Origin of the sequence: Ochrobactrum teleogrylli, from assembly GCF_037482325.1 — a bacterium.
GTDB lineage: Bacteria > Pseudomonadota > Alphaproteobacteria > Rhizobiales > Rhizobiaceae > Brucella > Brucella teleogrylli.
In genome coordinates this window covers 3,149,422-3,172,215 of the sequence record NZ_JBBHKQ010000001.1, presented here as the reverse complement: position 1 = coordinate 3,172,215, position 22,794 = coordinate 3,149,422, and the positions used below count along the sequence as shown (strand labels likewise).

Sequence of the window (22,794 nt, the reverse complement as noted above, 5' to 3'; positions counted from 1 at the left end):
GCAGACCATAAACTGGCGATTACGGACGCTTGCGCTTCATGGCGATGCGCTGATAGTCAATCTTGAACATGTCGTCGGTGAAGCGCACACCGCTGCGCACGTTGAAGATCATCACTGTGGTATCGAGCTTCTGGGCGTCGGTGATGGTCCACTGCTTCAGCTCATAGGACTTCGGATCGAACATCATGGTGATTTTCGAATCGCCGAAGATCGACTTGTCGCCGAGCACCAGCGTGGTCATGTCCGGTTCCTGCTTCACATTCTGCAAACGGCCGCCGCCGAGATCGATGCGATCCGCCAGCAACAGCTTGAGCGGCGTCTTGGAAAGCGGATAGAGATCCCACGTATCCAGCTTGCGATTGTTGATAACGACGGACTCGCCGTCGGCAATTACACGGATTGGCGAGTTGTTGTAGTTGAAGCGGATCTTGCCCGGACGCTCGATATAGAAAGTGCCGCCGGTCTGGTCGCCTTTCGGCCCGAACTGCACGAACTCACCCGTCATGGTGCGTACCGATGAAAAATGGTCGGCAATCTGCTGCGCCGCCGCACCGCTGCTTGCGCCCTGCGCCATCGCGGCAACAGGCGCCAGAACAAGCGATGATACGCCAAGACCAAGCGCTCCCATTCCCAGCATGGCGGCAAGACGGCCAGCTTTTACGAAGGCTGAAAAACGGGAGAACATCATCAATATACTTTCTCTTTTCATCATTCTGTTTAACTACGCCGCCAGTTTGGCGCGAGTATGGCGCGCTGCTGCACTCGGCTTAGAAGTCATCCTCACCGGTCGGCACCAGAATTTCGCGCTTGCCGGCATGGTTAGCGGGACCGACAATCCCTTCGTCTTCCATACGCTCGATAATCGAGGCAGCGCGGTTATAACCAATGCCGAGACGACGCTGGATATAGGACGTGGAAGCCTTCTTGTCGCGAAGCACTACGGCGACGGCCTGATCATAGGGATCGTCGGAATCTTCCAGATTGGAAGTTCCAGCCGGTCCGCTGCCGCCCTCGTCATCCTCTTCATCCTCAGTGATGGCATCCAGATATTCCGGCACGCCCTGAAGCTTCAGATGCTGCACGATGCGCTCCACTTCGTCGTCGCCGACGAAAGGCCCGTGCACGCGCTGGATGCGACCGCCGCCCGCCATGAAGAGCATGTCGCCCTGACCAAGAAGCTGCTCAGCCCCCTGTTCGCCCAATATGGTGCGGCTGTCGATCTTCGATGTCACCTGGAAGGAAATACGGGTCGGGAAGTTGGCCTTGATCGTGCCGGTGATGACATCCACCGACGGACGCTGCGTCGCCATGATGACATGGATACCGGCGGCACGCGCCATCTGCGCCAGACGCTGCACCGCACCTTCGATATCCTTACCTGCGACCATCATCAGGTCAGCCATTTCGTCGATGATCACGACGATATAGGGCATTGGTGCCAAATCCAGCTCTTCGGTCTCGTAGATCGCTTCGCCGGTATTGCGGTCGAAGCCGGTCTGCACGGTGCGCGCAATCGGTTCGCCCTTCTTTTGCGCCAGACCGACACGCTGGTTGAAACCGTCAATATTGCGAACACCGACCTTCGACATTTTGCGATAGCGGTCTTCCATTTCGCGCACGGTCCATTTGAGCGCGACAACCGCCTTCTTCGGATCGGTCACAACGGGCGTCAGCAGATGCGGAATGCCGTCATAGACGGAAAGTTCCAGCATCTTCGGGTCGATCATGATCAGGCGGCATTCCTGCGGCGTCATGCGATAGAGCAGCGACAGGATCATCGTGTTGATCGCCACCGACTTGCCGGATCCGGTCGTACCGGCAACGAGGACGTGCGGCATCTTCGCGATATCGGCAATCACCGGCTCGCCATTGATGGTCTTGCCGAGCGCCAATGCCAGCTTCGCCTTGGACTGTTCGAAGTCGCGGCTGGCTAGCATTTCGCGCAAGTAAACCATTTCGCGTTTCGGATTGGGCAATTCGATGCCGATGGCGTTGCGGCCCGGAATAACGGCAACACGCGCTGCAATCGCGCTCATCGAACGGGCGATATCGTCGGCAAGGCCGATCACGCGGGAAGACTTGATGCCCGGCGCTGGCTCCAGTTCATAAAGCGTGACCACCGGTCCGGGTTTCACATTGATGATTTCGCCGCGCACGCCGAAATCTTCCAGCACGCCTTCCAGCAGACGGGCATTCTGCTCCAGCGCATCCTTCGACAGAGCGGGATCACGTTGAACAAGCTTCGGTTCGGTGAGGAAATGCAGCGATGGCATTTCAAACACGCCCTTGTCCTTGAGGAACGACGGCTGCGCCTCACGCTGTGCGCGGGCGCCCGGCTTGGGCGACGGCGCGGCCTGTTCGACACGCGCCTTGCGGCTGCGTGCTGGCGGCGCATCGTGCCATTCCTGACCGGCCAGCGGCGCGTCGTCCATGCCGTCATCCATCGGATCGTCCATGTCGAACGGCGCTTCGTCCGCCGACGGTCCGCCGAAGCCCGGTTCACGACGTCTGCCTGCTTCAGCACCGTTACGCGTTTCGGCACTGCGGCGCACGGCGCGCATGTCGCCGAAATCCTCGTCGCGGGACTGGCGGCGACCAAGCCCGGTCAGACGCTTGAAGTTGGCTGTCGTTGTCAGCACGAGATGAGTCAACGCGCCAATGAACTGGAAGCCGCCGCCTACGGTTTCCTCGTCATCCTCATCGATGAAATCGTCCTCCGCCCGTCCGCGCTGCACGGGCTGAACCGGATTGATGATGCCGCGGCCAATAATGCCGCTTGCAAAAAGGCAGAGCCACAAAGCGGGTACGGCGAGAACCAATGCAATGGCCGAAGCGATTGCGCCCTGCGGGAACTGGCCAAGGAACAGGCCGGGCAGACGCAGCACCATATCGCCAAACACACCGCCAAGACCGATCGGCATCGGCCAGCTTTCCGGCACGGCAAAGCAGCTTGCAATGCCGGCAAACAGAAGGGCTGCGCCGATCCAGGCAAAGCTGCGCTTGGCAACGCGGCCAATACCGCCGCGCGTCATCATCAGAAGCGACCACACGACCAGCGGCAACAATGCAGGAACGCTCGCCAAACCAAAAAACTGCATGGCGAGATCAGAGAAGACAGCACCCGGATAGCCAAGCGCATTGGTCACCGGATTGTCGGTTGCATGGCTGAAGCTTGGATCAGCCACATTCCAAGTGGCCAGTGCACCAACTGCCATTGCCGTCAGCGACAGAAGCGCCAGACCGAACAATATATAGAACTGCCTGCGGAAGATATTGGTCAGGCGGAGCCTGTCTTCCGTAATCCGCTCGTCACGCAGCGGGTATGAGGGCGAATATCCTTGCCGCATATAGCCAGTCCCGAACCGAAATTTCTGCTGTCGCCCATAACGGAATAGCTATGGGCAGAATGAATCGGTCCGATCCTAATCCGGCGATGGTTAATTCCCCATTAACCATGGGTTTTCTTCTTATAAATGAAAAAAGGCGCGGTTTCCCGCGCCTTTCTCCTTCTTGGGAGAATTGTTCTTACTGAACAGATTCGCCGTGCAAAGAGATATCCAGGCCTTCGATTTCAGCCTGCTTGCTTGGACGCAGTCCCATCACGGCCTTGATCACATAAAGGATGATGGCCGTCGCGACTGCGGTATAGACGATGGTGATTGCCGCACCGAAGAACTGCTTGCCCATGGAAGCACCTTCGCCGAGCGAATTGATGGTGGTGTCTGCGAAGAAACCGGTCAAAATCGCACCCACGAAACCACCGACGCCATGGACGCCGAACGCATCGAGCGAGTCGTCGTAGCCGAGCGCATGCTTGATCTTGACGGCTGCGACGTAGCAGATCGCACCGGCCACGATGCCGATGATGAGCGCGCCCATCGGATTGACGAAACCGGCAGCAGGCGTGACGGCGACCAGACCGGCCACAGCACCCGAAATAATGCCAAGCACGCTTGGCTTACCCGCAATTGCCCATTCCACGAACATCCAGGCCAGAGCCGCACCGGCGGTCGCAACCTGCGTGTTGAGCATGGCGACACCGGCGAGAGCATTCGCACCGACAGCCGAACCGGCATTGAAGCCGAACCAGCCCACCCACAGAAGGGCAGCGCCGATGACCGAGAGAACGAGATTGTGCGGCGCCATGTTGGTGTGACCATAGCCGTCGCGCTTGCCAAGGATGAGTGCAGCCACCAGACCGGCAACACCAGCATTGATGTGAACGACCGTACCGCCGGCGAAATCAAGCACGCCGTCCGACGCGAGGAAACCGCCGCCCCAGACCCAATGCGCGACCGGGATATAGACGATGAACAGCCACAGGGTCAGGAAGACCAGCATGGACGAAAACTTCATGCGTTCAGCAAACGCGCCGGCGATCAGCGCGGGCGTGATGATCGCAAAGGTCATCTGGAAAGTGATGAAGACATATTCCGGAATGGTGCCGGTCAGCGATTCCATCGTGACGCCGGAGAAGAAAGCCTTGGAAAGACCACCGATATAAGCGTTCGACGAACCACCGTCGGTGAAAGCGAGCGAATAGCCGGCGACCATCCACAAAACCGACATGAGGCAGGTGATGGCAAAGCTCTGCATCACGGTGGACAGCACGTTCTTCTTGCGCACCATGCCGCCATAGAACAGCGCAAGGCCCGGGATGGTCATCATCAACACGAGCGCTGTTGACGTCAGCATCCAGGCTGTATCGCCCGTATCGAGAGTGGGCGTGGGAGCCGCAGCAGGGGCAGCGTCCTGTGCCATCGCCATTCCAGCCATGGCGACCAGCGCAGGCAAAGTGGCCAAAAGAGCTGCTGGCTTGATTCTTCCTGTTATGAGCATCGAATATCTCCGTCGAATGGCGGTTTCAAACGCGTATGCGCTGGAAAGACCGGTTCGAACTAAGAGAAACAAAAATCGTGCCAGTTGCAGAAAGGCGCGGCGCAAAATGTGATTTTTTTGTGAAGCGGGTCGTTGCGGCTTCCGGCAGCCCCGCAAAGCCGGGCTTTTTGTGCCGGAGGTTTAGGCAAATTCAGGCTAAGTGATTCTAGCGATTCATCTTTTCAGCGCCATGCCCGAGCGCTGAACTTGGCTGAAAACCGTCGAATTGCATAATATTTATACAGAAGGCATTGGTGTGGTTAATATTTAATCATTCTTTGTTTTCATGCACACGAATTAGTCCTTCCTGTGCAACGGAAGCCACCAGAATGCCGTCGCGCGTATAAAGCGACCCGCGATTGAAACCGCGCGCGCCCGAAGCGCTCGGTGTATCCTGCGTATAAAGCAGCCAGTCATTCAGCTTGAACGGACGATGGAACCACATGGCATGATCAAGGCTTGCCGCCTGAAGATCGCGGTCGAAAATCGAACGCCCATGCGGATGCAGCGATGTGTCGAGAAGCGTCATGTCGGAGAGATAAGCGAGGATCGCCGCCTGAAGCGCGCGATTATCAGGAACAATACCATTTGCGCGCACCCAGACATGCTGCGCAGGCTCCAGCTTCTCCCGCGAGAAATAATGCGTCAGCTGCACCGGCTTGATCTCGATGGGACGCTCCTGTTCCCAATATCGGCGAACATTGGCCGGAGCGAGATGCAGATATTGCTCCTTGATGTCGCGGTCGCCCAGCAATTGCTCCGGCATCGGCAAGCCTTCCGGCATGGCGATCTGGTGGTCCAGACCGCCCTCATCCACCTGAAACGACGCCGACAGCGTGAAGATGGCCTTGCCGTGCTGCTTGGCCAACACGCGGCGGGTGTTGAAGCTGGAACCGTCGCGAATGCGATCCACCTCATAGATGATCGGAATCGCCGGATCGCCGGGACGCACAAAATATCCATGCAGCGAATGCACATGCCGCGCAGGCTCCACGGTGCGCTGCGCCGCGATCAGCGCCTGGCCGATCACCTGACCGCCGAACACGCGCTGCCAACCCACTTGCGGGCTGTTGCCGCGAAACAGGTCCATCTCCAGCGTTTCCAGATCGAGTATCGACAGCAGCTGCCGCATGGAAGCCGTCTGGCCTGCGCTCTCATCTGAGACAGATGTAAGATCGGACTGCTGATATTCGGACTTTTCGCGATCGGACATGGACAGCCTGGCTCCTGCGACCATATATGAAGCTAATAAACTTGAGGCTCATGTTTGTTCCTGCCGGTCGAAATCTGTCAAGTGGCCCGGAGGCTTTTCGGATTCGGTCGGTGTGCCTCACAGTGCCGCGGCAAAATATCGGCTTCACTCTTGCCGTATTTGTGCCAGAAGCGCACAAGCATGGTATAGGCTTTCCGAAAAGGACGAACCGATGGCTGCGACTTCCAGACAGACAAGCACCCACAATACCGACCTGCTGATCGCCGGTGGCGGTTATGTTGGCCTCGTCACGGCGGTTTCGGTCAAGTCGGCGGCGCCACATCTTTCCGTCACCGTTGTCGATGGCGCGCCCGCCGGTTCGTGGAAAACCGACCCACGCGCCTCGTCCATCGCGGCTGCCGCATCCCGCATGCTCGACAAGCTCGGATGCTGGCAGGAAATCGTGCCCGATGCGCAGCCAATTACCGAAATGGTCATCACCGATTCGCGCGTATCCGACCCGGTGCGACCCGTTTTCCTCACCTTTGCAGGCGATGTGGACCCCGGCGAGCCTTTCGCCCATATGGTTGAAAACCGCATTCTCAATACTGCCCTGCACAACAAGGCCGATGCGCTGGGCATTACCTTTCTCGAAGCAACCAGCGTGAATGGCTTCGAAACCAAGCCGGAAACCGTTACCGTTTCGCTTTCCAATGGCGACGCCATCGAGACCCGCCTTCTGATTGCCGCCGACGGTGCGCGCTCGCGCCTACGCGATCAGGCGGGCATCAAGACCGTCAACTGGGACTATGGCCAATCGGGCATCGTCTGCAACGTATCCCACGAAAAGCCGCATGGCGGACGCGCCGACGAGCATTTCCTGCCTGCCGGACCCTTTGCCATTCTGCCGCTCAAGGGCAATCGCAGCTCGCTGGTGTGGACTGAACGCACCGCTGACGCCGACCGGCTGATCCGCGAAGATGATTTCGTTTTCGAAGCCGAACTGGAACAGCGCTTCGGGCATCGTCTCGGCGCGCTGCATGTCGAAGGCCCGCGCCGCGCCTTCCCGCTTGGCCTGACGCTGGCGCGCGAATTCGTGAAACCGCGCTTTGCCCTTGTCGGCGATGCGGCGCATCGCATCCACCCGATCGCGGGACAGGGCCTCAATCTCGGTTTCCGCGATGCTGCTGCCATTGCCGAGGTTATCGTCGAAACGGATCGCCTCGGCCTCGATATCGGATCGTTCGCCGCCCTTGAACGTTACCAGTCCTGGCGTCGCTTTGACACGGTGCAGATGGGCGTGACGACCGATGTTCTCACCAAGCTGTTTTCCAACGACAATCCGGCCATCCGCTCCATTCGCGATATCGGCCTTGGTCTCGTGGATCGCGTCCCGAGCCTGAAATCCTTCTTCATCAAGCAGGCTGCCGGGTTGTCCGGCGATACGCCCCGTCTGCTGAAGGGACAGCCGATCTGACCGCCGCCCCCCCTAATTGCTGCCTATTCATTGCTGGAAGCCATCGCGAAGCGCCCTATATCCGTGACGGACAATCACCGAGAGGAGCTTCCCCATGGAAAGAAAAGCAATAGCAGTCTGGCAAGGCACGCTGAAGGAAGGCAAGGGCACACTCAACACCCAAAGCGGCGCACTGAAAGACCTTCCCTATGATTTTAAAGCTCGCTTCGAGGATGAAAGCGGGCGCGCTGGCACCAATCCTGAAGAGCTTCTCGGTGCGGCGCATGCGGGCTGCTTCGCCATGCAGCTTTCCGCCCTTTTGACGCAGAACGGCACCCCACCGGAAAAGCTGGAAGCGACGGCAGCCGTCAGCATCGGCCAAGCCTCGGGCGGCGGTTTTGAAATCACCCGCAGCGCGCTGACCCTCAATGCCAAGATTCCCGGCATTTCGGCTGAGGCCTTTGCCGATCTTGCCAAGAAGGCTAAGGAATCCTGCCCGCTTTCGAAAGCGCTTGGCGCAATCGAAGTAACGCTGGACGCAAAACTGGTCTGAGACCACGAAAGGCGGGGTTACAGATCCCGCCTTTTATTCCGGCAGGTGGCAGACGGCCTCAATATTGTGCCCGTCCGGGTCGATCACGAAAGCAGCGTAATAATCGGGATGGTAACCTTCGCGGATGCCCGGCTTTCCATTGTCGCTGCCGCCAGCCGCGATGGCCGCTTCATAGAAACGATCCACTTCCGAGCGCGTGCCCGCCGAAAAGGCGACATGCAGAACCCCTTCCAGTTTGGCGCCCTTCTGCTTGCCGATCCAGAATTCCGGCTTACCGTTGCGCCCATATCCGACCCAGTCGCCGAATTCCATGGCGCGGGTAATGCCCAGAGGGGCAAGCGCCTCATCGTAGAATTTGCGCGACTTGGGCATGCTGGAAATGTTGAAGCCGATATGGTCGAGCATGATTGCCCATTCTCCGTGCTGCCTTGTTATCTCAAGACATATCGGCGGCAACGTAAAGGTCAAGACCATACAATCAATGAGTGCATGATCTGCTGCCGGTTCGTGCAAAAAACAAAGGGGAAGGCAACAGCCTTCCCCTTTGCATACTTTAATTGATAGCTGGCGCTACTACACGCGGCGCTCAACCATCATCTTCTTGATCTCGGCACAAGAGGCGTGGAGGCCGCAGGCCGACAGGGATCGCAAAAAAGAAGCGATTGCCGCGATTACACGCGGCGCTCGACCATCATCTTTTTAATCTCGGCAATCGCCTTGGCCGGGTTCAATCCCTTCGGGCAGGTCTGCGCGCAGTTCATGATCGTGTGGCAGCGATATAGGCGGAACGGATCTTCGAGATTGTCGAGACGTTCGCCCTTGGCTTCGTCACGGCTGTCGATCAGCCAGCGATAGGCCTGCAGCAGCACAGCCGGGCCGAGATAACGGTCGCCGTTCCACCAGTAGCTTGGGCACGAGGTCGAGCAGCAGGCGCACAGAATGCACTCATAAAGACCGTCGAGCTTCTGGCGGTCGTCATGGCTCTGCAACCATTCCTTCTGCGGCTCCGGCGAAACCGTCTTGAGCCAGGGCTCGATCGAACGGTGCTGGGCGTAGAAGTTGTTGAGGTCGGGCACGAGATCCTTCACCACCGGCATATGCGGCAGCGGGTAAACCTTGATGGCGCCCTTGATATCGTCCATGCCCTTGGTGCAGGCCAGCGTATTGGCGCCGTCGATGTTCATCGCGCAGGAACCGCAAATGCCTTCACGGCACGAGCGGCGCAACGTCAGGGTCGGATCGATCTTGTTCTTGATATAGAGCAGACCGTCCAGAACCATCGGGCCGCAATCATCGCGATCGACATAATAGGTGTCGATGCTCGGATTGGCGTCGTCGTCCGGCGACCAGCGATAAATACGGAATTCCGTGACGCGCTTGGCGCCATCAGGACGGGGCCAGGTCTTGCCCTCCTGCATGCGGGAATTCTTGGGAAGTGCGAGTTCAACCATTGCTCTTTCCCTTAATCAGTAAACGCGCTTCTTCGGCGCAATCTTGGCGAGGCTGATGCCACCTTCTTCTTCCGTCGTGAGCGGATCGAGATGAACGGCGCGATAACCGAGCGTCACCTTGCCGTCCGGCGAGAGCCAGGACAGGGTGTGCTTGCGCCATTCGGCATCGTTACGGTCCGGGAAATCCTCATGCGCATGCGCGCCGCGGCTTTCATGACGCGCTTCCGCCGAAACAACGGTCGTCAACGCATTGGCCATCAGGTTTTCCAGCTCCAGCGTCTCGACGAGATCGGAGTTCCAGATCATCGAGCGGTCGGAAACCTTGATATCCGGCAGTTCCTGCCAGATCTTTTCCATGCGCTCGCAGCCCTGCTTGAGCGATTCCGACGTGCGGAACACGGCGGCGTCTTCCTGCATGGTGCGCTGCATCTTCTCGCGCAGCTCCGCCGTCGGCGTGGAGCCATTGGCGTAACGCAGGCGATGGAAACGATCCATGATCTTTTCGACAGCGGCTTCGTTGATATCCGGGATCTTCGCGGCGCGGTCGATGACTTCGCCAGCGCGGATCGCAGCCGCACGACCGAACACCACAAGGTCGATCAGCGAGTTGGAGCCGAGACGGTTTGCACCGTGCACCGAAGCGCAGCCCGCTTCGCCGACAGCCATCAGGCCGGGCTGTACGCGATCCGGGTCTTCCGGCGTCGGGTTCAGCACTTCGCCCCAGTAATTGGTCGGAATGCCGCCCATATTGTAGTGAACGGTCGGCAGAACCGGGATCGGTTCCTTGGTCACGTCCACGCCCGCGAAAATCTTGGCCGACTCGGAGATGCCCGGCAGGCGTTCATGCAGAACGGCGGGATCGAGATGGTCGAGATGCAGGAAGATGTGGTCCTTGGCCTTGCCGACGCCGCGACCGGCGCGGATTTCCATGGTCATGCAGCGCGAAACCACGTCGCGCGAGGCAAGATCCTTGGCCGATGGCGCATAACGCTCCATGAAGCGCTCGCCTTCGGAATTGACCAGATAGCCGCCTTCGCCGCGTGCGCCTTCGGTGATGAGGCAGCCTGCGCCGTAAATGCCGGTCGGATGGAACTGAACGAATTCCATGTCCTGAAGCGGTAGACCAGCGCGCGCAGCCATGCCGCCGCCGTCGCCGGTGCAGGTATGGGCCGAGGTAGCCGAGAAATAGGCGCGACCGTAACCACCGGTCGCCAGAACCACCATCTTGGCGGAGAAGCGATGGATCGTGCCGTCATCGAGGTTCCACGCCACCACGCCGGTGCAGACACCGTCGGTCATGATCAGGTCGAGCGCGAAATATTCGATGAAGAACTGCGCGTTGTTCTTCAGGCTCTGGCCGTAAAGCGTGTGCAGGATGGCGTGGCCGGTACGGTCTGCGGCAGCGCAGGTGCGCTGAACCGGAGGACCGTCACCGAAATTCTGCATATGGCCACCGAACGGGCGCTGGTAGATCTTGCCTTCTTCCGTGCGCGAGAACGGCACACCGTAGTGCTCAAGCTCGTAGACGGCGGCAGGCGCTTCACGCGCCAGATATTCCATCGCGTCGGTGTCGCCGAGCCAGTCCGATCCCTTGACGGTATCGTACATGTGCCACTGCCAGCTGTCCGGGCCCATGTTCTTCAACGAGGCGGCAATGCCGCCCTGTGCCGCGACCGTATGCGAACGGGTCGGGAAAACCTTCGTGATACAGGCGGTCTTGAGCCCCTGCTCGGCCATGCCGAGCGTGGCGCGCAGACCAGCGCCACCAGCGCCGACCACGACAACGTCGAATTTGTGATCGACAAACTTGTAGGACTTTTCGCCCGCAGCCGGAGCTGCATTCTTTTCTGCACTAGCCATCGGGCTATCAACCTCCGAAGCTGAGCTTGAGGATCGCGAAAACGCAGGCAAAACCGACCACCGCCGCAAAGAAGGTGTTCAGCATCACCAGCACGACCTTCATGCCTTCGCCATGCACATAATCTTCGATAATAACCTGCATGCCCAGACGCATGTGATAAACGCCGGTCAGAACGAACAGCGCCATGACAATGGCGGTAATGGGATGCGAGAGAGCAGCCCGGACTTCCGCAAAGCTTGCGCCATTGAGCGAAATCACCAGACCGAGGAAAAAGAGAACCAGCGGCACCAGGGCCACTGCCGTCACGCGCTGATACCAGAAATGGCTGGTGCCTTCCTTGGCAGAGCCAAGACCGCGAACCTTGCCGAGAGGCGTGCGCATATCATTATTCGAACCGCTCATGGGATCAGCCTCCTAGCGCACCGAGTAAGCGACGACCCAGACGAGGATCGTGGCGATGACCGAGAAGACGACCGTAGCCCAGGCGATCTTGGAAGCGGTGTGCTTTTCAAGACCTGCGCCGGTATCCCAGATGAAGTGACGAACGCCGCCCGCCAGATGGTGCAGCAGCGCCCAGGTATAGCCGAACAGCACAAGCTGGCCGATCCAGGAGCCGAACACGGCGTTGACGGCATTGAAGCACTCTTCGCCGACGGCTGCGGAAATCAGCCAGGCTGCAAGCAGCAGGGTGCCGAAATAGAGAGCGCCGCCCGTGATACGATGCACGATGGACATCGTCATCGTGATGACCGGCTTATAGACGGACAGGTGCGGCGACAAAGGGCGCTGACGCGTTACGTTCGGTTGTGTCATGGTTCTCGTTGGCCTCTCGTGGGGCTTCCCTGACGTTTCTCCCCCGGAATGCCCACCGACAATGATCGATCTGGCGTACCGGATGGCGGGTTTTTCTAGAAACCCAGTTTTGAAGTCGCGCTCTACGCAATGAACCGGAACTTTCGATCCCGCGCCGGTGCAACCTGAAAATATGGCGAGACCGTGGAATACGGCCTTATGTGCCGCTTTCTACTGCTCTTTTACCACCACGTCAAAGAAGCTTTTTCACGAAAAGACTAACAATTGGTCGCACCTTTGCGACACTTTCACGTGAATGCGGCCTTCAATCGTTTGAAGGCCGCAATTTAAAAAACATGTGTAATTTCATCAACTTTAGCAAAAGCACATCAGGCGCCGAATCGAATCACATAGCTCGACCAGTCGGCTGCCGTCGCGACCTGCTCATAGAGCTTGCGTCCGTCTTCCGGCACACGCGGCGCATTGAGGACAAGCTTGGACCAGCTGCGCTCTTCCGCCTTGTCGGCCAGCAGGTCGATGAGCGCCTTGGCGATGCCTTTGCCGCGATGATCGTGATGCACATAGATATGATCCACCTGCCCTGCGCGCAGACCCGATACCGGCTCCGGCAGATCGTAGAAAATCACGAAGCCGACAAGATTGCCGTCCACGCGCGCGCCTAGAATTTCAGTGGCACGGTCCTGCAGAAGATGCTCGGCATAATAATCGTCGGGGCGGCGCGGTGCGCCACGCTTCAGCGCCTGCGCATAGCTGGCAAGCAGCGGCGCGAATTCGTGAGCATCACGAAGATGGAGCAGCGCGATATCGACGGCATGATCTTTGGTCATTGAACATTCCTTGGCCTTCGGGGCGGTTCAAGTCGTCTTTGCTCACAACGCCGCGAAGCAGTTGCGACCAAAGACTTATCCGATTGTAGCCAGCACGGATGACAAAGGTAAAGAAAGAGTTAAGATGGTGCGGAAACTCTTTTTGCGTCAGACGGCGAAGGCGAAACGGCACCATGGCAAACAGAAACAGGATCGCGTTGCTGGCGTCATGTACACTGGCTTTTGGTGGCTTGGTCGCGACAGCCTCTGCCGAGACCACCTTGCGCTATGCCGACGCGTCTGGAAACCTCGTCATGCAGAAGGCTGACGGCGGCGCTAAGATCATCCGGGTCGGTGCAGCGCATAAAGACCCGACATTGCAGATGCCGCGCAAGGTGCACGGCACGACAACAATAACCGCGTCGCAGGACAAGGCTGTGTCCTATATCGTCAGCCCTCCGAACAGCAGTTGCGAAAGCGCCATCGTCCTGCGCGGACGCTCATTCATGTACGGGCTGGACAGCGGCGAAACCCCGGTTCTGGATCATCCGGGCTGTTGAGTCCGATTATCCGCGTGTGCGGGCTGAGCCTGACGGACGAAACTCCACGACATTCTCATCAGAGATAATGGGCGAGGCTGCGCGCACGCAATTGCGACCGCCCTTCTTCGCCTCATAAAGCGCACCGTCAGCTCGCTTGTAGAGGTCGGAAAACATGTCGTCGAATTCCATTTCGGCAACGCCGAAGCTGGCTGTGAAATCGATATCGCCATGATTGCTCGGTATCTGGATCGTGCCGCAGGCCAGACGCATACCGTCGGCACAGCGAGACGCCGACTGAATGGTGTTGCCGGGCAGCAGGACCGCAAATTCCTCGCCGCCCATACGCGCCGCAAATCCGCCTCGGGCAACGGCAGTCTTGCGCAATTCGGCAGCAAAGGCTGCAATGACACGGTCACCCAGCGCGTGGCCGTAATTGTCATTTATCAATTTGAAATAGTCGATATCGCAAACCACCAGCGACAGGGCCTGTCGAGACCGCTTCGATTTTTCGATGGCCGCCTCTGCCCGCAACGCAAAGCCGCGGCGATTGAGCAGCGCCGAAAGCTCGTCCGTTTCGGAACGAATGGTCATGTCCGAAAGCAGTTCCCGCATCAGGCTCAATAGCAATAGAAGTCCCGCCGCGACCGACAGGCCGGCCCCGATCGACTGTGCAAAAAGCGCATAGGCCGTATTCACATAATCGTTCGGCTCAGCCCCCGCGCCGCCCGACACATTGGCAAGCACCGGCTTCATGAGAAAATGCACAGCACTGAAGGCAAAAAGCACGGCCATCAGCATATCGACAGCCCCGCGTCTGCTTGAGCGCAGGATGATCCAGACGGCGAGCGCCAATGTCAGAAAATAAGGCGTCTGGTAGAGGAACATACCGGGCAAGGTGCTGCGCGCGATGCCGTATATGGCATGGATCATCACCAGCGAAACAAACGCCAGCGCGCCAAGCGTCTTCCACGGCACGGGCGAAGAATACATCCGCGCCAGACCAATGACGAGACAAGCCAGTGTCATCAGATAGGTTGCAAATGCGAGCATATAGCCGATGCGCGGGCTCGGCATGGACGGCATCGCCAGCTCACTGAGGAAGTAGAGCATCGCAAAGACGAAGCCCGTCGCGAAGACGCGCGCCGCGGCATTGCCTTTCGCATAAACGGCAATGCCGAAAAACGCGAAGGCAAACAGACCGGATACGGTCATGTTGATGATGAGAATGAAATCGGCCCCGCCCATGAATGCCTATTCCGCCTGCTTTGGTTCGTAGCGGCTTCTCTAAAGTAGGCGCTAATCTAGCAGCACTTACTTATACATGGAATATGCGAGGAAACCGTGAAGAAGCGGATAAGAGCAAAGCTTTTTTCTTACCCATGGCGGCGCATAAAAGAAAAGCCGCCGGATCGCTCCGGCGGCTTGTTCTATTCAGTGTTGTCTGGGCACGTTAGTTCCAGTCGCGAATGTCCACGAAATGACCGGCAATGGCAGCTGCGGCGGCCATGGCAGGCGACACGAGATGGGTGCGGCCCTTGAAGCCCTGACGGCCTTCGAAGTTGCGGTTCGAGGTCGAAGCGCAACGTTCACCCGGCTTCAGGCGGTCGTCATTCATGGCGAGGCACATCGAGCATCCCGGCTCGCGCCAGTCGAACCCGGCTTCAATGAAGATCTTGTCGAGGCCTTCGGCTTCCGCCTGTTCCTTCACGAGACCCGAGCCCGGCACGATCATGGCGTTGACGCCATCGGCGACCTTCTTGCCAGCGGCCATGCGGGCTGCGTCGCGCAGATCTTCGATACGGCCATTGGTGCAGGAACCGATGAAGACGCGATCGATCTTGATGTCGGTCATCTTGGTGCCCGGCTTCAGACCCATATAGTCCAGTGCACGCCACTTGGATGCACGCTTGGTTTCATCCTTGATATCGTCCGGATTCGGCACGATGTCGGTGACGAAAACAACGTCTTCCGGCGAAGAGCCCCAAGAAACGACCGGCGAAATCTTGGCCGCATCCAGCTCGACGATCTTGTCGAAATGCGCGCCTTCATCCGAATGCAGCGTCTTCCAGTAGCCGATAGCCTGTTCCAGCGCTTCGCCCTTCGGCGCGCGCGGCTTGTCCTGCACATAGGCGAAGGTCGTTTCGTCCGGTGCGATCAGACCAGCGCGTGCGCCGCCTTCAATCGACATGTTGCAGACGGTCATGCGACCTTCCATCGACAGCGAACGAATGGCGCTGCCTGCATACTCGATCACGTAACCGGTGCCGCCTGCGGTGCCGATTTCGCCGATGATGGCGAGCGTGATGTCCTTGGCGGTCACGCCCGGAGCCAGTTCGCCCTCAACACGCACCAGCATGTTCTTGGCTTTCTTCTGGATCAGCGTCTGGGTCGCGAGCACATGCTCGACTTCCGACGTACCGATACCATGCGCCAGCGAACCGAAAGCACCGTGGGTCGAGGTGTGGCTGTCGCCGCAAACAATCGTCATGCCCGGCAGGGTAAAGCCCTGCTCCGGTCCGACGATGTGCACGACGCCCTGGCGACGATCACGCTCGGAATAATATTCGACGTTGAAATCCGCGGCATTCTTGGCGAGAGCTTCAACCTGAATGCGGCTTTCTTCGTTCTTGATGCCGTTGACGCGATCTTTCGAGGTCGGCACGTTGTGATCGACCACAGCCAGCGTCTTCTCGGGATGGCGCACCTGACGGCCAGCCATGCGCAGGCCTTCGAAAGCCTGCGGGCTCGTCACTTCGTGCACAAGATGGCGATCAATATAAAGGAGGCAGGTCCCATCTTCCTGCTGATCCACTACATGGTCGTCCCAGATCTTGTCATAAAGTGTACGCGGCGCGCTCATTGCGAGAGTTCCTTTGAACGGTTCTTAATTTGGCCTGTCATATGCACCTGCCGTTGCGTTTCGTCAAGAAACTGAAACCGCAACAGGGTGTCGCAGTAACAATCTTGCGTAAAGCAGGCGGAATTATGCCTGATATTATGCGTCGTATTGCGTTTGGCAAATAAAAAAGGCGGCCACAGGCCGCCTTTTTCAAAGATCTCTGGCTGAAACTTATTCAGCAGCGGTCTTGGCAGCTTCGGCAGCGGCGGCAGCCTTGTCGGCTTCGCGCTCGGCCTTGGTGCGGTTGTCTTTCTTTTCAGAAATACGGGCAGCCTTACCGGTGAGGCCACGCAGGTAGTAAAGCTTGGCGCGACGGACCTTACCGCGGCGAACCAGCTCAACGCCTTCAACGATCGGCGAGTAAACCGGGAATACGCGCTCTACGCCTTCGCCATACGAAATCTTGCGGACGGTGAAGTTTTCGTTGAGGCCTGCGCCCGAACGAGCGATGCAGACGCCTTCATAGGCCTGTACGCGGGTACGCGTACCTTCGGTCACGCGAACCTGAACGCGAACCGTGTCGCCCGGCTGGAAATCTGGAAGCTTGCGCTTTTCTTCGATCTTTGCTGCCTGTTCGGCTTCAAGCTGACGAATAATATCGGTCATCGTCTGACTCCTTCTATGTTCTTCTCAAACAGTCAGAGCGCTCTGCACTTGCCGCCAAGCAATCCTTGGCCTTGCGGCTATGCCCTCGATATCAGGCAGGAGCGGTACACCATTTATTGGTTTACGGACGTCCCGGGCTATGCCCGAACGAGCCATCGCAATGTCGGATTTTTCCGAACAGACGCGCCAATACAGCATCTCGAGGGTTTTGTCACGCCCTGTCAGAATTTTTAATAGCCAGCCGCAATGGTCTATGTCAGAAATATTGCAAAAAATGACGGCTGCGCATGCAAGCAATCGAATAAAGCATAAAGCTAAAATGGGGACAATATGACAAGCAAACAACCGTCACCCTCATTGTATAATGAGGATCTGGCGCCGGCTGTTGAGCGCAAATGGGGCGCCTTCAGTATTTTCAACGTCTGGACATCGGACGTCCATAGTCTTTGGGGCTATTATCTTGCCGCAAGTCTTTTCCTGCTTTGCGGCAGTTTTCTGAACTTCATCATTGCCATCGGTCTCGGCTCTCTGGTCATCTTCTTCCTGATGAGCCTCGTCGGCAATGCGGGCGTACGGACCGGCGTGCCTTTTCCGGTGCTGGCCCGCGCCTCCTTCGGCACATTCGGCGCGAATTTCCCAGCCCTCGTGCGCGGCGTCGTCGCCTGTTTCTGGTATGGCGCGCAGACGGCGGCAGCTTCCGGCGCCCTTGTTGCGCTGCTGATCCGCAATGACAGCATGCTGGCTTTTCACCAGAACAGCCATTTGCTCGGTCATTCGACCCTTGAAGTTATCTGCTACGTGCTCGTCTGGGCGGCGCAGCTCTTGATCATCCAGCGCGGGATGGAAACGGTGCGCCGTTTTCAGGATTGGGCCGGCCCGGCAGTCTGGATCATGATGCTCATTCTCGCCATCTATCTGGTCATCAAGGCAGGCACATTCTCCTTCGGCAGCGAAATCCCGCGCGATATTCTGCTGGAGAAGACAAGAGATGCAGGCGTATCCGGCGAACCGGGTTCCATCGCGGCGCTGGCGGCGGTTGCCGCCACCTGGATCACCTATTTCGCAGCGCTTTATCTCAACTTCTGCGACTTCTCGCGCTATGCCAAGGATGAGGCGGCACTCCGGCGCGGCAATCTCTGGGGCCTGCCGGTCAATCTTCTGGCCTTCTGCCTCGTAGCCGGTGTCACGACCACAGCCGCCTTCACGGTCTATGGCGAAGTGCTGCTGCATCCCGACCAGATTTCGGCCAAGTTCGACAGCTGGTTCCTGGCATTGCTGGCCGCGCTGACATTTACCGTCGCAACGCTCGGCATCAATGTGGTGGCAAATTTCGTTTCCGCCGCCTTTGATTTCTCGAACACCTTTCCGCAGAAGGTTTCCTTCAAGCGCGGCGGTTTTATCGCGGCGCTGATCGCGCTGATCCTCTATCCGTTCGCACCATGGGAAACCGGCGCTGCGCATTTCGTCAATTTCCTCGGCTCCACCATGGGGCCGATCTTTGGGATCATGATGGTCGATTATTATCTGCTGCGTCGCGGACAGCTGAATGTCGCCGATCTCTATCAGGAAAATGGCGAATTCCGCTTCCAGAACGGCTGGCACGTCAAGGCTTTCATCGCCTTTGCCATTGGCGCGCTGTTCTCGTCGGTCCTGCCGATAGCCACCAATCTTCTGCCGAACTGGTGGGGAACCTATGGCTGGTTCTTCGGGGTCGGCATTGGCGGCGGGGTCTATTACCTGCTTCGCAAGCCGGAAGCTGCCCTTCGCGCATCCGCAAAGCAACATGCCTGAAACAGAAATGCCCGGTGAAAACCGGGCATTTTTCTGCGGGACGATACTTTTCAAGCGCTCGATCAGCTTTTGCGCTTCGTCTCCTGATAGACATCCCAGAGATCGGGACGACGCTCCCGGGTAATCCGCTCGGCCTCAGCATGCCGCCATTTGTCGATGGCGCCATGATTGCCGGATGTCAGCACATCGGGAATGGAACGCTCCTCCCAAACCTGCGGGCGCGTATAATGCGGATGTTCGAGCAACCCGGTCTCGAAACTCTCCGTTTCGCCCGATTGCTGATTGCCCATCACGCCGGGCAACAGGCGCACCACGGCATCCAGCAGCACGATGGCCGCCGTCTCGCCGCCCGAGAGAATATAATCGCCGATCGACACTTCCTCGAGATGACGCGCTTCGATCACACGTTCATCCACGCCCTCAAAGCGACCGCACAAAATGATCGCGCCCGGACCGGCTGCCAGTTCGCGCACGCGCTTTTGCATCAGCGGCGCACCGCGCGGCGTCATCAGCAGCATTGGGCGATCATCGGCAACGGAATCGAGCGCCCGCGCAATCACATCAGGCTTCATCACCATGCCCGCGCCGCCACCGGACGGCGTGTCATCGACCATGCGATGCCTGCCTTCGGCAAAGTCGCGAATCTGCACCGTATCAAGCTGCCATTTCGCCTCGGCCAGCGCCTTGCCCGCCAAGGAAACGCCAAGCGGCCCCGGAAACATTTCCGGATAAAGCGTCAGGACCGAAGCATGGAAAAGTTCGCCCGTCATGACTTCTTCGGTCGCTTCTTGGGCTGATTGCCGCCCTTCAGCGGATTGTCGTCTTCATCGGCGATCAGGCCCGCCGCGAAAGGCTCCACCAGAATGGTGCCTTTTTCGAAATCAATCTCCGGCACAGCCGCTTCGGTAAACGGAATGAGCATCGGGCGCTTGCCCTTCTCGCTCAACTCGATGATGTCGCCGCCGCCGAAATCGAACACCGCGCTGACAATGCCATAGCTTTTGCCGTCGGCATCGATGGCCGCGAGGCCGATCAGGTCGGTCTGGAAGAACTCGTCATCGTCCAGATCGTCGTCCGGCAATTGCGAACGGTCGATGTAGAGCGCCGTGCCGTTGAGCGCCTCGGCGGCATTGCGGTCATTGACGCCCTTGAGGCGCACGATCACCACCGTCTTGGCGGCCCGCGCTTCAAGAATTTCGTAGCCCTTGCCCTGCTCATCATAGAGCAGGCCATAATCGCCGATAGACAGCGGGTCTTCGGTGAATGTCTTGATCCGGACTTCGCCGCGAATGCCATGGGCGGCACCGACGATGGCAAGCTGGATCGGATTTTCTGGACGTGGCATGGTTGCCCCTGATCTGGATTCGGGCGCATCGTCCCGACAGTCGGACCGATATGCGCTGCTGATTAGCCTATCGCTTAGCGAATTCAGACCGAAACGCCAAGAAAAATGCACGGTTTCAGCAAAGTCGCCGATGGAAGCATCAAAGGCAACCAGCCGGTAACCTCTGCCTGACAAACTGTCTGCCGAAACTTCAACCGGTAGATTTCAAGATGGCAATGAATGGCGAATTCCTGATTCCCGCCCGTGCAGACCTCGCGGCTGCGCGTGAGGAATGGCTGAAGACATTGAAAGATACGCGCCGTCTTTCCGAGAATACCATCGAAGCCTATGAGCGCGACTCGCGGCAGTTTCTGAATTTTCTCACCGGCCATCTGGGCGAAGCGCCCTCGCTGAAGGATGTGAGCGCCTTGCGCGTTGCCGATCTGCGCTCGTTCCTCGCCAGCCGCCGCAATGACGGCGCAGGCGCACGAACCCTCGGGCGCGGTCTGGCTGGTGTGCGCTCGCTGCTGCGGCATCTGGAAAAACGCGGACTGGCCAATGCCGCTGGCGCCGGTGCCATACGCGCGCCCCGCCAGCCGAAATCGCTGCCAAAACCGCTGACCGCAGACGACGCCCGCCGTGTGGTCGCAGCCGATGGCCAGATGGCCGAGGAGCCGTGGATCGCCGCCCGTAACGCCGCCGTGCTGACCCTGCTCTATGGCTGCGGCTTGCGCATTTCCGAGGCGCTTGGCTTGAAAGGCGACGCGCTATCCGACAATTCCGCGCTTTCGATCACCATAACCGGCAAGGGCAATAAGTCCCGCCTTGTGCCTCTGCTGCCGATCATACACCGCGCCGTCGCGCAATATCGCGCGCTCTGCCCCTATGATCTCTCCGCCGACAAGCCGCTGTTTCGCGGCGCGAAGGGCGGCGAGCTTCATGCCGCGATCATCCAGCGCGAAATGCAGAAGCTGCGCGCTGGGCTGGGCCTTCCCGACAGCGCCACGCCACATGCACTGCGCCATTCCTTCGCGACGCATCTGCTGGGTCGCGGCGGCGACTTGCGCACCATTCAGGAATTGCTGGGCCATGCCAGCCTGTCCACCACGCAGATTTATACCGGCGTGGATACGGAGCGTTTGCTGGAAGTCTATGACAAGGCGCATCCGAGAGCCTGAACCGGGCACCTTTCACATCGCGGAAGATCGCCTATATTCACTTTATGAAAAAGCTGCTTCTTGTTCTTCTATGCGCCGTCTTCGCCGGGTCCGTCACCGCCCGCGCTGACGAAAAGGCCACCGCCTGCTCCGTTCGAGGCGCAAATCTCGTCGATGGCGTGGAGAAAAGCGATCCCGCCCTCTGGAAAAAATTGCAGGCGGAAGCCGAAGCAACGCCCAACCATCAGGGCCGCCTCTGGAGGATCGAAAAAGACGGCGTAGCGCCGTCCTATCTGTTCGGCACGATTCATCTCAGCGATCCGCGCGTGCTGGACCTGCCGAAGCCTGTCGAAGAGGCTTATCGTTCGACCGGAACCGTCGTGATCGAAACCACCGATGTTCTCGATCAGAAGAACTTTCTGCGCCTGAAGCTGGAGCGCCCGGAACTGCTGCTTTTCACCGATGGCAGCACGCTTAAATCGCATCTGCCTGCCGACAGGCGCGACGATATTGAAAAGAAACTGGCCGAGCGCGGCATTATTCTCGATGCGGTCGCCAAGATGAAGCCGTGGGTTCTGACCACGCTGTTATCCCTGCCCGAATGCGAGCGCGAACGCAAAAGCGAAGGTGAAAAGTCGCTTGACGAATTTTTGGCCGTCAATGCAAAGGCGGAAGGGCGCGAAATAGCGGGGCTGGAAACGGCTGCCGAACAGTTCGAAGCGACTGAAAAACTTCCGCTCGACTTTCATATTCGCAATCTGATCGCCACGGTCGATTACGGCGACAAGTCCGAAGACGCGATGGAGACGACGACCGCACTTTATCTGAAAGGCGAGCTTGGCATGATCATGCCCGCGCTGCGACAGATCGTGCCGGATGCATTGTCCGATCAGGATTACGACCTGTTCCAGAAATATCTGATCACGGACCGCAACCACACCATGGCGGATCGCGCCGTTCCGCTTCTGGAAAAAGGCAATGTCTTCATTGCAATCGGCGCGCTGCATCTGCCGGGTCAGGAAGGCGTGGTGGAACTGCTGCGGGCCAAGGGCTATCGCCTGACGGCGCTCTAGCTCCGGCGTGGCTGCGGAACAATCGGCTTTTGACTGCGTTCACTCTCCACACAAGGTTTGTGACGGCTGGATACCGCGCAAGCCCCATGCGAAAACTGGAGGAGCGCGCAATGGTTGATCCCCTCGATCCGCGAAACGACCCCAGAACAAACCCGGTGAATACTGATCCGAGACTGTCGGACCCTTCCGGCATGCCACCGCCACAACGGGGCGGCAGCGGCTATCTTCTGGGTGCTGTTCTGCTCGTTGCAATCATCATTCTCGGCTATTTCTTCTACAATAACGGCACGAGAACCGACACGGCGGCACCACCGCCCGCGACGCAGAGCGAACCGGCCACACCGGCCCCGGCAACCCCTGCCAATCCGCCAGCCCAGAACTGATTTCCAAAA

Annotated in this window: 22 protein-coding genes; 7 read left to right on the top strand and 15 right to left on the bottom strand. The window is 58.6% G+C overall.

Annotated elements, in window-relative coordinates:
- Positions 1-19 precede the first annotated feature (19 nt).
- The 4 genes from WIX40_RS14815 to tesB all read right to left on the bottom strand — a co-directional run bounded on the left by WIX40_RS14815 (position 20) and on the right by tesB (position 6,010).
- Positions 20-688 carry an outer membrane lipoprotein carrier protein LolA gene (locus tag WIX40_RS14815; protein ID WP_339440440.1) on the bottom strand — a complete coding sequence of 223 codons (669 nt, stop codon included), beginning with the start codon at positions 686-688 and terminating at the stop codon, positions 20-22.
- 79 nt (positions 689-767) lie between these two features.
- Complete coding sequence (locus WIX40_RS14810; RefSeq protein ID WP_171317117.1) at positions 768-3,347, bottom strand: DNA translocase FtsK; 2,580 nt, start codon at positions 3,345-3,347, stop codon at positions 768-770.
- Between the two features lie 178 nt (positions 3,348-3,525).
- The gene (locus WIX40_RS14805; protein WP_339440439.1) at positions 3,526-4,839 is read right to left on the bottom strand and encodes an ammonium transporter; all 1,314 of its coding nucleotides are present in this window, start codon (positions 4,837-4,839) and stop codon (positions 3,526-3,528) included.
- A gap of 310 nt (positions 4,840-5,149) precedes the next feature.
- On the bottom strand, positions 5,150-6,010 hold the full coding sequence (gene tesB / locus WIX40_RS14800; protein WP_235942808.1) for an acyl-CoA thioesterase II: 861 nt from the start codon (positions 6,008-6,010) through the stop codon (positions 5,150-5,152).
- A gap of 292 nt (positions 6,011-6,302) precedes the next feature.
- Here tesB and WIX40_RS14795 point away from each other — a divergent pair, with 292 nt between their 5' ends.
- Together WIX40_RS14795 and WIX40_RS14790 are read left to right on the top strand one after the other, a co-directional pair.
- Positions 6,303-7,547: a ubiquinone biosynthesis hydroxylase gene (locus tag WIX40_RS14795; protein WP_339440438.1), complete on the top strand. Its 1,245-nt coding sequence runs from the start codon at positions 6,303-6,305 to the stop codon at positions 7,545-7,547.
- Positions 7,548-7,641: 94 nt separating this feature from the next.
- Positions 7,642-8,079 (top strand): OsmC family protein, encoded by a 438-nt coding sequence (locus WIX40_RS14790; protein WP_339440436.1) that lies wholly within the window; start codon positions 7,642-7,644, stop codon positions 8,077-8,079.
- 33 nt (positions 8,080-8,112) lie between these two features.
- Here WIX40_RS14790 and WIX40_RS14785 read toward each other — a convergent pair whose 3' ends face one another.
- The 6 genes from WIX40_RS14785 to WIX40_RS14760 all read right to left on the bottom strand — a co-directional run bounded on the left by WIX40_RS14785 (position 8,113) and on the right by WIX40_RS14760 (position 13,031).
- Positions 8,113-8,484 carry a VOC family protein gene (locus tag WIX40_RS14785; RefSeq protein ID WP_109369949.1) on the bottom strand — a complete coding sequence of 124 codons (372 nt, stop codon included), beginning with the start codon at positions 8,482-8,484 and terminating at the stop codon, positions 8,113-8,115.
- A gap of 266 nt (positions 8,485-8,750) precedes the next feature.
- Complete coding sequence (locus WIX40_RS14780; protein WP_109369950.1) at positions 8,751-9,530, bottom strand: succinate dehydrogenase iron-sulfur subunit; 780 nt, start codon at positions 9,528-9,530, stop codon at positions 8,751-8,753.
- Positions 9,531-9,545: 15 nt separating this feature from the next.
- Positions 9,546-11,390 (bottom strand): succinate dehydrogenase flavoprotein subunit, encoded by a 1,845-nt coding sequence (sdhA, locus tag WIX40_RS14775; protein ID WP_109369951.1) that lies wholly within the window; start codon positions 11,388-11,390, stop codon positions 9,546-9,548.
- 7 nt (positions 11,391-11,397) lie between these two features.
- Positions 11,398-11,793 (bottom strand): succinate dehydrogenase, hydrophobic membrane anchor protein, encoded by a 396-nt coding sequence (sdhD, locus tag WIX40_RS14770; RefSeq protein WP_109369952.1) that lies wholly within the window; start codon positions 11,791-11,793, stop codon positions 11,398-11,400.
- A gap of 12 nt (positions 11,794-11,805) precedes the next feature.
- Positions 11,806-12,204, bottom strand: coding sequence for a succinate dehydrogenase, cytochrome b556 subunit (sdhC, locus tag WIX40_RS14765; protein WP_339440433.1), 399 nt, complete (start codon positions 12,202-12,204; stop codon positions 11,806-11,808).
- A 368-nt stretch (positions 12,205-12,572) separates the two neighbouring features.
- Positions 12,573-13,031 (bottom strand): GNAT family N-acetyltransferase, encoded by a 459-nt coding sequence (locus WIX40_RS14760; protein ID WP_109369953.1) that lies wholly within the window; start codon positions 13,029-13,031, stop codon positions 12,573-12,575.
- A gap of 173 nt (positions 13,032-13,204) precedes the next feature.
- On the opposite strand from WIX40_RS14760, the gene WIX40_RS14755 reads away from it, so the two are divergent.
- Entirely contained in the window at positions 13,205-13,570 is a 366-nt protein-coding gene (locus WIX40_RS14755) for a hypothetical protein (RefSeq protein WP_124915129.1), read from the top strand.
- A gap of 6 nt (positions 13,571-13,576) precedes the next feature.
- Here the strand turns inward: WIX40_RS14755 and WIX40_RS14750 are convergent, their stop codons facing one another.
- The 3 genes from WIX40_RS14750 to rplS form a co-directional block, all read right to left on the bottom strand.
- Complete coding sequence (locus tag WIX40_RS14750; protein ID WP_109369956.1) at positions 13,577-14,797, bottom strand: GGDEF domain-containing protein; 1,221 nt, start codon at positions 14,795-14,797, stop codon at positions 13,577-13,579.
- A 205-nt stretch (positions 14,798-15,002) separates the two neighbouring features.
- Positions 15,003-16,412, bottom strand: coding sequence for a 3-isopropylmalate dehydratase large subunit (gene leuC / locus WIX40_RS14745; RefSeq protein WP_121536786.1), 1,410 nt, complete (start codon positions 16,410-16,412; stop codon positions 15,003-15,005).
- A 210-nt stretch (positions 16,413-16,622) separates the two neighbouring features.
- Positions 16,623-17,057 (bottom strand): 50S ribosomal protein L19, encoded by a 435-nt coding sequence (rplS, locus tag WIX40_RS14740; RefSeq protein ID WP_109369958.1) that lies wholly within the window; start codon positions 17,055-17,057, stop codon positions 16,623-16,625.
- Positions 17,058-17,387: 330 nt separating this feature from the next.
- Here rplS and WIX40_RS14735 point away from each other — a divergent pair, with 330 nt between their 5' ends.
- A complete protein-coding gene (locus WIX40_RS14735) occupies positions 17,388-18,848 on the top strand; it encodes an NCS1 family nucleobase:cation symporter-1 (protein ID WP_339440429.1) in 1,461 nt (486 codons plus the stop codon).
- A gap of 62 nt (positions 18,849-18,910) precedes the next feature.
- On the opposite strand, the gene trmD is transcribed toward WIX40_RS14735, so the two are convergent.
- Together trmD and rimM are read right to left on the bottom strand one after the other, a co-directional pair.
- The gene (trmD, locus tag WIX40_RS14730) at positions 18,911-19,618 is read right to left on the bottom strand and encodes a tRNA (guanosine(37)-N1)-methyltransferase TrmD (RefSeq protein WP_339440427.1); all 708 of its coding nucleotides are present in this window, start codon (positions 19,616-19,618) and stop codon (positions 18,911-18,913) included.
- Positions 19,615-20,193, bottom strand: a complete 579-nt coding sequence (gene rimM, locus WIX40_RS14725; RefSeq protein WP_109370331.1) for a ribosome maturation factor RimM — start codon at positions 20,191-20,193, stop codon at positions 19,615-19,617. Before rimM ends, trmD begins: the two co-directional genes overlap by 4 nt.
- Before the next feature lie 209 nt (positions 20,194-20,402).
- On the opposite strand from rimM, the gene WIX40_RS14720 reads away from it, so the two are divergent.
- The 3 genes from WIX40_RS14720 (at position 20,403) to WIX40_RS14710 (ending at position 22,785) form a co-directional block, all read left to right on the top strand.
- Entirely contained in the window at positions 20,403-21,350 is a 948-nt protein-coding gene (locus WIX40_RS14720) for a tyrosine recombinase XerC (protein ID WP_171317098.1), read from the top strand.
- Positions 21,351-21,394: 44 nt separating this feature from the next.
- Positions 21,395-22,402: a TraB/GumN family protein gene (locus WIX40_RS14715; protein WP_339440424.1), complete on the top strand. Its 1,008-nt coding sequence runs from the start codon at positions 21,395-21,397 to the stop codon at positions 22,400-22,402.
- A gap of 110 nt (positions 22,403-22,512) precedes the next feature.
- Positions 22,513-22,785, top strand: a complete 273-nt coding sequence (locus WIX40_RS14710; RefSeq protein WP_171317094.1) for a hypothetical protein — start codon at positions 22,513-22,515, stop codon at positions 22,783-22,785.
- Positions 22,786-22,794: the final 9 nt, after the last annotated feature.

What these genes read in the sequence shown, in the direction of transcription:
- WIX40_RS14795 (WP_339440438.1), top strand. Translation starts at nt 6,303, where the DNA reads ATGGCTGCGACTTCCAGACAGACAAGCACCCACAATACCGACCTGCTG.
- WIX40_RS14805 (WP_339440439.1), bottom strand. Translation starts at nt 4,839, where the DNA reads ATGCTCATAACAGGAAGAATCAAGCCAGCAGCTCTTTTGGCCACTTTG.
- leuC (WP_121536786.1), bottom strand. Translation starts at nt 16,412, where the DNA reads ATGAGCGCGCCGCGTACACTTTATGACAAGATCTGGGACGACCATGTA.
- rplS (WP_109369958.1), bottom strand. Translation starts at nt 17,057, where the DNA reads ATGACCGATATTATTCGTCAGCTTGAAGCCGAACAGGCAGCAAAGATC.
- WIX40_RS14760 (WP_109369953.1), bottom strand. Translation starts at nt 13,031, where the DNA reads ATGACCAAAGATCATGCCGTCGATATCGCGCTGCTCCATCTTCGTGAT.
- WIX40_RS14715 (WP_339440424.1), top strand. Translation starts at nt 21,395, where the DNA reads ATGAAAAAGCTGCTTCTTGTTCTTCTATGCGCCGTCTTCGCCGGGTCC.
- WIX40_RS14815 (WP_339440440.1), bottom strand. Translation starts at nt 688, where the DNA reads ATGATGTTCTCCCGTTTTTCAGCCTTCGTAAAAGCTGGCCGTCTTGCC.
- WIX40_RS14720 (WP_171317098.1), top strand. Translation starts at nt 20,403, where the DNA reads ATGGCAATGAATGGCGAATTCCTGATTCCCGCCCGTGCAGACCTCGCG.
- WIX40_RS14785 (WP_109369949.1), bottom strand. Translation starts at nt 8,484, where the DNA reads ATGCTCGACCATATCGGCTTCAACATTTCCAGCATGCCCAAGTCGCGC.
- WIX40_RS14735 (WP_339440429.1), top strand. Translation starts at nt 17,388, where the DNA reads ATGACAAGCAAACAACCGTCACCCTCATTGTATAATGAGGATCTGGCG.
- WIX40_RS14780 (WP_109369950.1), bottom strand. Translation starts at nt 9,530, where the DNA reads ATGGTTGAACTCGCACTTCCCAAGAATTCCCGCATGCAGGAGGGCAAG.
- WIX40_RS14710 (WP_171317094.1), top strand. Translation starts at nt 22,513, where the DNA reads ATGGTTGATCCCCTCGATCCGCGAAACGACCCCAGAACAAACCCGGTG.
- WIX40_RS14810 (WP_171317117.1), bottom strand. Translation starts at nt 3,347, where the DNA reads ATGCGGCAAGGATATTCGCCCTCATACCCGCTGCGTGACGAGCGGATT.
- tesB (WP_235942808.1), bottom strand. Translation starts at nt 6,010, where the DNA reads ATGCGGCAGCTGCTGTCGATACTCGATCTGGAAACGCTGGAGATGGAC.
- rimM (WP_109370331.1), bottom strand. Translation starts at nt 20,193, where the DNA reads ATGCCACGTCCAGAAAATCCGATCCAGCTTGCCATCGTCGGTGCCGCC.
- WIX40_RS14790 (WP_339440436.1), top strand. Translation starts at nt 7,642, where the DNA reads ATGGAAAGAAAAGCAATAGCAGTCTGGCAAGGCACGCTGAAGGAAGGC.
- sdhC (WP_339440433.1), bottom strand. Translation starts at nt 12,204, where the DNA reads ATGACACAACCGAACGTAACGCGTCAGCGCCCTTTGTCGCCGCACCTG.
- sdhA (WP_109369951.1), bottom strand. Translation starts at nt 11,390, where the DNA reads ATGGCTAGTGCAGAAAAGAATGCAGCTCCGGCTGCGGGCGAAAAGTCC.
- trmD (WP_339440427.1), bottom strand. Translation starts at nt 19,618, where the DNA reads ATGACGGGCGAACTTTTCCATGCTTCGGTCCTGACGCTTTATCCGGAA.
- WIX40_RS14755 (WP_124915129.1), top strand. Translation starts at nt 13,205, where the DNA reads ATGGCAAACAGAAACAGGATCGCGTTGCTGGCGTCATGTACACTGGCT.
- WIX40_RS14750 (WP_109369956.1), bottom strand. Translation starts at nt 14,797, where the DNA reads ATGGGCGGGGCCGATTTCATTCTCATCATCAACATGACCGTATCCGGT.
- sdhD (WP_109369952.1), bottom strand. Translation starts at nt 11,793, where the DNA reads ATGAGCGGTTCGAATAATGATATGCGCACGCCTCTCGGCAAGGTTCGC.